The following is an 8,671-nucleotide window of genomic DNA, read 5'->3' as shown; positions in this document are numbered from 1 at the left end:
GAGTAATATCTAAAATGTTAGCTTCCTGTTTTTCAACCCATTTACTAACGTAAATTCTCCCACATCTAGTGCAAAATTTACTTTTACATGTAAAGCCTACTCTCTTACTTTCCATGCATTCTAAACACATATACTCTGTATATCCCTTTTCTAGCCTCCCACAGTCCATTGCTTTTTCAACTGTTTCTATAACATCTGCCCTTATTACCTTCGGAATTCTTTTAATTTTTTTCTTTAAAAAGTTTTGCCAATTATCTTGCAATATTTTTTTTAATGTTACTTTAGTCATCTCTTCATCTCTCTTTTTTCAATACTTATACATATATTTTAGCAAGTTTTCCACAGATTTTGAAATTTTATAATTTCCTACTTAATATAAAAAACAAGAACCTATATAATAATTTCTATAATAGAGCGAAATTATTATATAGGTTCTCGTATACTGTATATTTATTTAATTAGCAAACCCATAGGGATACTCTCAGCCTACAAGCCCACTTCTTATAAATAAATATTCCCTATAATAATTTCACCCATAGTCAGGAAATTTACGGTTTCCCGGTAGATACTCTCGACCCTTATTATCGAGGATATATGAGCGAATCTTTTTTAACTTATGCTATATAATTTATCAAAAATTTTTTTTATTGTCAATAACTTTTAATATAAATGAAAATTCTTAACATTTCTTGTCGAAAAATTATTTAATTCTAAAACTTTCTAAATATTTATTCACTGTACATGTTATGTCTTCATATACAGTCTTCAAAGGTAATTTAAAATTTTCTGCTATAACTTTACACTCCTCATATTCTGGTGAATATTTTAGTATTTTACCTTTATAATATGCAAACTTAATAGAAATATTACCATATTTTGTTTTTATCTTAACTATTTTTCTATCAAGAGTCTCTCTTAAAAACTTGTTGTATCTAATTCCAAGTGTTGTTGTTTCTTTTAGTATAAGCTCTATTATTTCACTTAACTTTTCTTCTTCACAAATTACACAAAGTTTTACTGCTGGTCTATTTTTTTTCATATATATGCTTTGTGTATATATATCTAATGCTCCTATTTTCAGTATTTTTTCATATAAATAAGAGTATATTTCTCCATTCATATCATCTATATTTGCATTTATTTCATATACTATATTTTGTTTTTTTTTACACCAACAATAGCTCTAAGCATATTAGGTATTTCAAATTTCTTTTTACCCATTCCATACCCTATTTGTTCTACTTCAAATTCACACTCTTGTACAAAATCATAACTTAAGGCTTTTAGTATGGCAGCTCCTGTGGGTGTTGTAGTTTCTCCTTTTATTGAGTTTAATTTAATTTTTGCTCCTTTTAAAATTTCAAGAGTAGCAGGAGCTGGAATTGGCATAATTCCATGATCACACTTTACAAATCCACTACCAAGTGGTACAGCGGAAGAATATATTTTATCTACATCTAACATATCTATAAGTATTGCAGTTCCTACTATATCTACTATAGAATCAGTTGCTCCTACTTCATGAAAATGGACTTTATCAATAGTTGTTCCATGAACCTTAGCTTCTGCTATGGCAACCTCCATAAATATATCTTTAGCTAATTTCTTAGCATTTTCACTTATATTAGAAGTTTCTATTATTTTATATATATCATCTAAATGTCTATGATGATGATGATTATGTTCATGATTATGATTATCTTTTAAAATCACGTTAACATTAGTACCTTGTATTCCACTTTCCTTTTTATCTTCTATTTTAATTTCAAATTCATTATCTATATTAAGTTTTGAAAGCTCACTTAAAAATTTATCTTTATCGAGTCCTAAATCAAGAAGTGCACCAAGTGTCATATCTCCAGAAATTCCACAAACACAGTCAAAATAAAGTATTTTTTCCATCACTTTCTCTCCTTACATAATTTTTGGTTTTAATTAAAAATTATAACTTATTTATCATACTTGCAAGATATCCTGCTCCAAATCCATTGTCTATATTTACAACAGATATTCCAGAAGCACAGCTATTTAGCATAGTAAGTAATGCAGAAAGTCCATTAAAGTTTGCTCCATATCCTACTGATGTAGGTACAGCAATCACAGGAACATCAACAAGTCCTCCTATAACACTAGGAAGAGCTCCTTCCATTCCAGCTACAGCTATTATTACTTTTGCATCAAATAGTACTTCTTTGTTGTTTAAAAGTCTATGTATACCAGCAACTCCAACATCATATAATCTTTTTACCTCATTTCCTAGAAACTGTGCTGTATGATATGCTTCCTCTGCTACAGAAATATCAGAGGTTCCTCCTGTAACAACAACAATATTTCCTTTTCCTAGTTTTTCCATAGGCTTGTTTTGTATTTTTATAATTCTTCCTAATTCTTCATATTCACAATTAGGATATATCTTTTTTATTTTTTTATAAGTTTCTTTTTTAGCTCTTGTTCCCAATATATTAGATTTATTTTCATTCATTTTTTCTATTATTCCTAGTATATGTTCATCAGTTTTTCCTTCACAGTATATGACTTCAGGATACCCATTTCTAATACTCCTATGGTGATCTACTTTAGCGTATCCTAAATCCTCAAAAGGAAGAGATTTTAAATTTTTGATTGCATCTTCTATTTCTATATTTCCTTTTTTAACTCCTTCTAAAAGTTTTTTTAAAGAATATATATCCATTTATTTCACCTCACTAGGTAGTTTTAATACAAAAATTACTTTTTATACACATTAAAAGTATACCAAAAAAATACATTATATATAAATTTTCCAGAAATATTAAATAATTTTAACAAATATCGACTTTTTATGCATAATATTATAATATATTATTATGTGTAAAAGATACAACAAAAGTCCTATGAATTTAACCTAATGAGTTTAAAAATTTTTAAAAGAGGGTGTAAATTATGATTATAGATTATCAAGTTTCTAATAATTTAACATCAACAACTAAATATCAAAATGCTTATAATAAAAAAAATGAAGATATCCTAAATACATATAAAAATAAAGAAGCAAATGCATCTTTTCCTGGAGAAAAAAAATTAATTGAAGCTATTGAAAAATCAGATAAAAATTCAATGGGTCCAGATACTTCTGTTGAATACTCTATACACGAAAAAACAAAAGATATTTGTATAAAAATCGTAAATAATGAAACAAAAGAAATAATAAAAGAAATACCTTCAGAAAAAATACTAGATATGGTCGCTTCTTTCATGGAAAAATCTGGTATTTTCGTTGACGCAAAAGGTTAAAAAGGCCTATTGGCCTTTTATTTCCATTCCTAATATACATATATCATCTTCAAATTCTTTTTCTTCTTTATTTTTAGTTTCTGTTAATCCATCAGTACAAAAAAAGAAGACCTCAAAAGGTCTTCTTCTTATTACATCATTGGCATTCCGCCGCCCATTCCTCCTGGCATTGCTGGAGCTTCTTTTTCTGGAAGTTCAACAACAGCTGCTTCAGTTGTTAAAAATACAGAAGCTACTGATGATGCATTTTGAAGAGCTGATCTTGTAACTTTAGTTGGATCAACAATTCCTGATTCTATCATATTTACATATTTTTCGTTTAATGCATCAAATCCAACTTCAACTTCAGAGTTTTTAACTTTTTCAACTATAACTGCACCTTCAAGTCCACAGTTTATAGCTATTTGCTTTAATGGTTCTTCTAGTGCCTTTCTTATAATTTTAGCACCAACTTTTTCCTCTCCTTCAAGAGTTTCTATTAATTTTTCAACTGCTGGAATTATGCTAACAAGTGCAGTACCTCCACCTGATACAATACCTTCTTCAACAGCAGCTCTTGTAGCATTTAATGCATCTTCTATTCTTAATTTTCTTTCTTTTAATTCAGTTTCTGTAGCAGCACCTACTTTAATTACAGCTACTCCACCAGCAAGCTTTGCAAGTCTTTCTTGTAATTTTTCTCTATCAAATTCAGAAGTAGTTTCTTCTATTTGTGCTTTTATTTGATTTACTCTATCTTTAATGTCATTTTCACTTCCTGCACCATCTACTATTGTAGTATGTTCTTTTGTAACTTTTACAGTAGATGCTCTACCAAGCATACTTAAGTCTGCTTCTTTTAAATCCAGTCCTAATTCCTCAGAAATCACTTGACCACCAGTAAGTATTGCTATATCTTGAAGCATTGCTTTTCTTCTATCTCCAAATCCTGGAGCTTTAACTGCAACAACTTCAAATGTTCCTCTTAGCTTATTAACTACAAGTGTTGCTAAAGCTTCTCCTTCTACATCTTCAGCAATTATTAAAAGTTTCTTTCCTTGTTGAACTATTTGTTCAAGAATTGGAAGTATTTCTTGAATATTAGTTATTTTCTTATCTGTAATTAATATATATGGTTCATCTAAAACAGCTTCCATTTTTTCTGCATCTGTTACCATGTATGGAGAAAGATATCCTCTATCAAACTGCATACCTTCAACAGCATCAAGCTCTGTAGCCATTGTTTTAGACTCTTCAACAGTTATAACTCCATCTTTCCCTACTTTTTCCATAGCATCTGCTATAAGTTTTCCTACTTCTTCATCCCCTGCAGAAATAGCTGCAACTTGAGCTATAGATTCTTTATTTTCAATTTGTCTAGATATTTTCTTTAATTCTTCAACGGCAACATCAACTGATTTTTGAATCCCTTTTCTAAGAAGAATTGGATTAGATCCTGCTGCTACGTTTTTAAGCCCTTCTCTTATTATAGCTTGAGCTAAAACTGTAGCAGTTGTTGTACCATCTCCAGCTACATCGTTAGTTTTAGTAGCTACTTCTTTAACAAGTTGTGCTCCCATATTTTCATATGCATCTTCAAGTTCTATTTCTTTAGCTATAGTTACACCATCATTTGTTATAAGTGGTGAACCAAATTTTTTATCTAAAATAACATTTCTTCCCTTTGGTCCAAGAGTAACCTTTACAGCATCAGCTAATTTATTAACTCCAGTTTCTAAAGCACGTCTAGCTTCTTCAGAAAATCTAATTTCTTTAGCCATTATAACCCCTCCTAATTATGTATTATTTAAATAATCTATTCTACAACTGCTAATATATCACTTTGTCTTAAAATTGTATATTCTTGTCCTTCTATTTTAACTTCTGTTCCCGCATATTTTGAGAATATTACCTTATCTCCAACCTTTACTTCCATTTTTATTTCTTTTCCATCTACAATTCCGCCAGGACCTACTTCAACAACCTCTGCCATTTGTGGCTGCTCTTTAGCACTTCCTGGTAAAACTATACCACTTTTAGTTTTTTCTTCAGCTTCTAATTTTTTTATAACTACTCTGTCTGCTAGTGGTTTAATTCTCATTATTACCCCTCCTTAGTTATATTTAAATTTAAATATTGAATACTTAGTTAGTATTAGCACTCACTTTTACCGAGTGCTAATTACACTTATATACTATATAAAAGCTTTTTTATTTTCAAGAGTTTTTATAGGTAATTATAGCTTATTTTCATCTATTATCCTATATTTTCTTTGATTTCCTTTTGTTTTCTCCTATTTTTAATATTTCAAACAATTTTTCTTAAATCCAATGCAAATTAAACTGCTTGAATATTAGTCTTATTTAGAGAAAACTAACATTCAAGCAAAACATTAAAAGATTTTATAGTATAGGAGAAAAAAGCCTTGCTGCTGATTCCTTAATTTTTTGTATTATAGGTCTATTTAAATATTCAACAAGCTTTATTTCTTCACTGTCTTTTATATCTTGTATAAAGTCTTTTTCTAATCTTTTTATAACTTTTTTATCATATATAAATCCATTTATTTCAAAATTTATCATAAAACTTCTTAAATCCATATTGGCAGTTCCAACAGAAGCTATATCATCATCTATTAATAATACTTTAGAGTGTATAAATCCTTTTTTGTATAAGTATACTTTTCCTCCACTTTTTAATATATCTTCAAAGTATGACAATGAAGCCAAATAGACTATTTTATGGTCAGCTATTCCAGGAAATATAATCCTTACATCAATTCCACTTAATGCTGCCGTTTTTAAAGCCATTAATATACTTTCATCTGGAATAAAATATGGAGTTTGTATATAAATTCTTTTTTTAGCCTGAGATATCGCCGCAAAGTAAGCTTGATGTATTGCCTCCCAATCTGAATCTGGTCCACTTGCTACTATTTGAACTATACTATCTCCTTTATATGAAATAGATGGGAAATATTTCTCATCAAAAACTCTCTTCTTAGAAGCAAAATACCAGTCTAATAAAAAAGTAAGCTGAAGCATGTAGACTGATTCTCCCTCTATTTTCATATGTGTATCTCTCCAAAATCCAAACTTTTTATTTTTTCCTAAATATTCATCTCCAATATTTATTCCTCCCGTATATCCTATATTCCCATCTATCACCGCTATTTTTCTGTGATTTCTGTAATTAACTTTTCTATTGAAAAAAGGAAAATATGAAGGTAAAAATGGATATATTTCTATATTAGCATTTCTCATTTCATTGAAAAAACTTCGTCTAAACCAAAGCCTCCAACATCCTACATCATCATATAAAACTCTAACTTTTATACCTTCTTTAGATTTTTGAATTAGTATGTCCTTTATTTTATTTCCTATTTCACATTCCTTTATTATATAATATTCAATGTGAATATGATGTTTGGCATTCTTTAAATCTTTTAATAGTTGATTAAATTTTTGTTCGCCATTAGTAAGTATTTGTACTTTGTTATTTAAAGTAAAAGGTGCTCTTCCTGTATTTAATAAAAGATTAATTACTCTTTTTTTATTGTCCATATTTAAATCATTAAAAATTAAATTTTCCATTATAGCTTGCTTTTCTACTAAAATCAAATTTTCAAATTCCTTTAGGCTTTTAAATAATCTAGTAGCTTTTATTTCAGAAAATATTTTTTGCGTTTTAAATATTTTTTTCTTTCTTATATTCTGACCACAAAGAAGATATATTATAAATCCTCCTAATGGAAATAATACAAAAAGTAAGAGCCAAGCTATTGTTTTAGATGGATCTCTATTTTCTAAAAATATAACTATAGATACAAGTACTGCTGATATTGTAAATACTATACCAAATACCCATAGCAAAGAATCTATAATATCCATCACCTCCTATTTTCTACCTATGCCAAGCTCCCTTGCATAATAAAATAAATATTGTTGAGCAAATCCTGAAAGTCCCTTAAATTTATTTATCCCATAATCTCTTATTTTTTTCAAGCTTAGATTTTCTTCTAAATAAAACTCCTCCATAACTCTTTTTACCCATACATCAACTGGAAATGTGTCATATTTTTGCATCGAAAATAACATTATACAATCGGCAACTTTAGGGCCTACTCCACAGAATTGTAAAAGTTCTTTTTTGCACATATCTGTATCTAAATTTTTATATCTATATATATCGTCTCTATTCTTATTTATTATAAAGCTTGTATCCTTTATATATCGAGCTCTAAATCCGGTCCCACACTTTCTTATCTCTTCTTCTGATAAAGAATTTATTTTTTCAGGAGATGGAAAAGAATAATATTTTTCACCTCTAAATTCTCCTATATATTCTCCATAATTTTTAGATAAATTTTCTATTGCTTTTTTTATCATTGGTATTCTATTATTAGCAGATATTATGAAAGATATTATTATCTCCCATTCATCTTGGTTTAATATTCTTATTCCCCCTCCAAACTCTACAGCTTTTTCTAAATAATCGTCTATTTTTCTTAAATTATTTTTTATACTAGTATAGTCTCTTTCTAAATCAAAATACTTATACCATATATTATGAAATTCATCTGAATTTGTATTGTTAAAATATACAATATTGTTTTCTTTTTTTATATTTAATATTTTGCCAAAAGCTACACCTGTATATGAATTGTCTTCTTCTAAATTCCATCTAAAACATTGACCACATTCAAATATATGCTTTGGTTCAAAATCCTTCATATTTTCTACTATAATTCTATTTTTTTCTTCATGTATTTTCATAAGCTCCATCCTTTCTATTTTTATTTATCTTATTAATTTACCCAAAAAGTGTTAGTTTTAAAGAAGGAATTATATTAAAAGTTATAGAATAATATTAAAGAAGAACTAAACACACTTTAAATTTTTAAGGTGCCTTTTATAGGAGAATAGGGAATTAGGTGAAAATCCTAAGCGGACCCACCACTGTAAGGTAGAGCTATATCTATTTATCCACTGGATTTTTCTGGGAAGGAGGATATAGCAGTGAAGCCAAGCCAGGAGACCTGCCTTAAAAATATTTAGATTGGATGACGGTAAAGTCCATATCTTTATTTTGTTTATCAAGATAAAGATATGGACTTTTTTTGGATTTTGTAGGTAGTTGCAAAATAGAGTGAAAGGTTATCCACAGAAAAATTGAGTTGAAATTACTAAATAGAAAGAGTTATTAACAGTAATATTCAAAAAAAGACGCAGTTAAATAAAGGTTCAGTAAAACCTTTTTAAAAAGGATATAGAGTTTAAAAAAACTTAAGCAATTAAAGATTTAATAGCAAGAGGATTGTGGATATTGTTAGTCTTAAACATTAAAACAAACGCAACTAACTGAGAAATACAAGCCAGTAAAACATCAGCTTTTAAAGAAACAGTATTTCTAACTTTAG

The 8,671-nt window shown here is 28.4% G+C and carries 9 protein-coding genes and 2 riboswitches; of the genes, 1 reads left to right on the top strand and 8 read right to left on the bottom strand.

Annotated features, from left to right (window positions below; genetic code table 11):
• The 4 genes from BUA77_RS11995 to larB all read right to left on the bottom strand — a co-directional run.
• Positions 1-289: transposase zinc-binding domain-containing protein (locus BUA77_RS11995; protein WP_200773969.1), on the bottom strand; the 289-nt coding region annotated here is incomplete at its 3' end.
• A 227-nt stretch (positions 290-516) separates the two neighbouring features.
• Positions 517-618: riboswitch (purine riboswitch) on the bottom strand.
• 82 nt (positions 619-700) lie between these two features.
• Positions 701-1,141 carry a nickel pincer cofactor biosynthesis protein LarC2 gene (gene larC2 / locus BUA77_RS14705; protein WP_456300369.1) on the bottom strand — a complete coding sequence of 147 codons (441 nt, stop codon included), beginning with the start codon at positions 1,139-1,141 and terminating at the stop codon, positions 701-703.
• 8 nt (positions 1,142-1,149) lie between these two features.
• Positions 1,150-1,902: a nickel pincer cofactor biosynthesis protein LarC gene (larC, locus tag BUA77_RS14700; protein ID WP_330390110.1), complete on the bottom strand. Its 753-nt coding sequence runs from the start codon at positions 1,900-1,902 to the stop codon at positions 1,150-1,152.
• Positions 1,903-1,942: 40 nt separating this feature from the next.
• Positions 1,943-2,692, bottom strand: coding sequence for a nickel pincer cofactor biosynthesis protein LarB (gene larB, locus BUA77_RS11980; RefSeq protein ID WP_072890577.1), 750 nt, complete (start codon positions 2,690-2,692; stop codon positions 1,943-1,945).
• A 230-nt stretch (positions 2,693-2,922) separates the two neighbouring features.
• Here larB and BUA77_RS11975 point away from each other — a divergent pair, with 230 nt between their 5' ends.
• Positions 2,923-3,273 carry a flagellar protein FlaG gene (locus BUA77_RS11975; RefSeq protein ID WP_084605765.1) on the top strand — a complete coding sequence of 117 codons (351 nt, stop codon included), beginning with the start codon at positions 2,923-2,925 and terminating at the stop codon, positions 3,271-3,273.
• Between the two features lie 131 nt (positions 3,274-3,404).
• Here the strand turns inward: BUA77_RS11975 and groL are convergent, their stop codons facing one another.
• The 4 genes from groL to BUA77_RS11955 all read right to left on the bottom strand — a co-directional run bounded on the left by groL (position 3,405) and on the right by BUA77_RS11955 (position 8,027).
• Positions 3,405-5,033, bottom strand: a complete 1,629-nt coding sequence (groL, locus tag BUA77_RS11970) for a chaperonin GroEL (RefSeq protein ID WP_072890574.1) — start codon at positions 5,031-5,033, stop codon at positions 3,405-3,407.
• Between the two features lie 35 nt (positions 5,034-5,068).
• Positions 5,069-5,353: a co-chaperone GroES gene (gene groES, locus BUA77_RS11965; RefSeq protein WP_072890571.1), complete on the bottom strand. Its 285-nt coding sequence runs from the start codon at positions 5,351-5,353 to the stop codon at positions 5,069-5,071.
• Positions 5,354-5,654: 301 nt separating this feature from the next.
• Positions 5,655-7,142, bottom strand: coding sequence for a cardiolipin synthase (gene cls, locus BUA77_RS11960; RefSeq protein WP_072890568.1), 1,488 nt, complete (start codon positions 7,140-7,142; stop codon positions 5,655-5,657).
• Between the two features lie 6 nt (positions 7,143-7,148).
• Entirely contained in the window at positions 7,149-8,027 is an 879-nt protein-coding gene (locus tag BUA77_RS11955) for a DNA-3-methyladenine glycosylase family protein (RefSeq protein WP_072890565.1), read from the bottom strand.
• A 110-nt stretch (positions 8,028-8,137) separates the two neighbouring features.
• Positions 8,138-8,312, top strand: a riboswitch (cobalamin riboswitch).
• Positions 8,313-8,671: the final 359 nt, after the last annotated feature.

The sequence above is a fragment of the Tepidibacter formicigenes DSM 15518 genome, assembly GCF_900142235.1.
In the GTDB taxonomy this organism is placed as follows: domain Bacteria; phylum Bacillota; class Clostridia; order Peptostreptococcales; family Peptostreptococcaceae; genus Tepidibacter; species Tepidibacter formicigenes.
Note: the sequence above shows the minus strand (reverse complement) of the source record. Positions and strands in the feature narration are given on the sequence as shown.

Coding starts and splice junctions, on each gene's coding strand:
- groES (WP_072890571.1), bottom strand. CDS start 5,353: ATGAGAATTAAACCACTAGCAGACAGAGTAGTTATAAAAAAATTAGAA.
- larB (WP_072890577.1), bottom strand. CDS start 2,692: ATGGATATATATTCTTTAAAAAAACTTTTAGAAGGAGTTAAAAAAGGA.
- BUA77_RS11955 (WP_072890565.1), bottom strand. CDS start 8,027: ATGAAAATACATGAAGAAAAAAATAGAATTATAGTAGAAAATATGAAG.
- cls (WP_072890568.1), bottom strand. CDS start 7,142: ATGGATATTATAGATTCTTTGCTATGGGTATTTGGTATAGTATTTACA.
- BUA77_RS11975 (WP_084605765.1), top strand. CDS start 2,923: ATGATTATAGATTATCAAGTTTCTAATAATTTAACATCAACAACTAAA.
- groL (WP_072890574.1), bottom strand. CDS start 5,033: ATGGCTAAAGAAATTAGATTTTCTGAAGAAGCTAGACGTGCTTTAGAA.
- larC (WP_330390110.1), bottom strand. CDS start 1,902: ATGGAAAAAATACTTTATTTTGACTGTGTTTGTGGAATTTCTGGAGAT.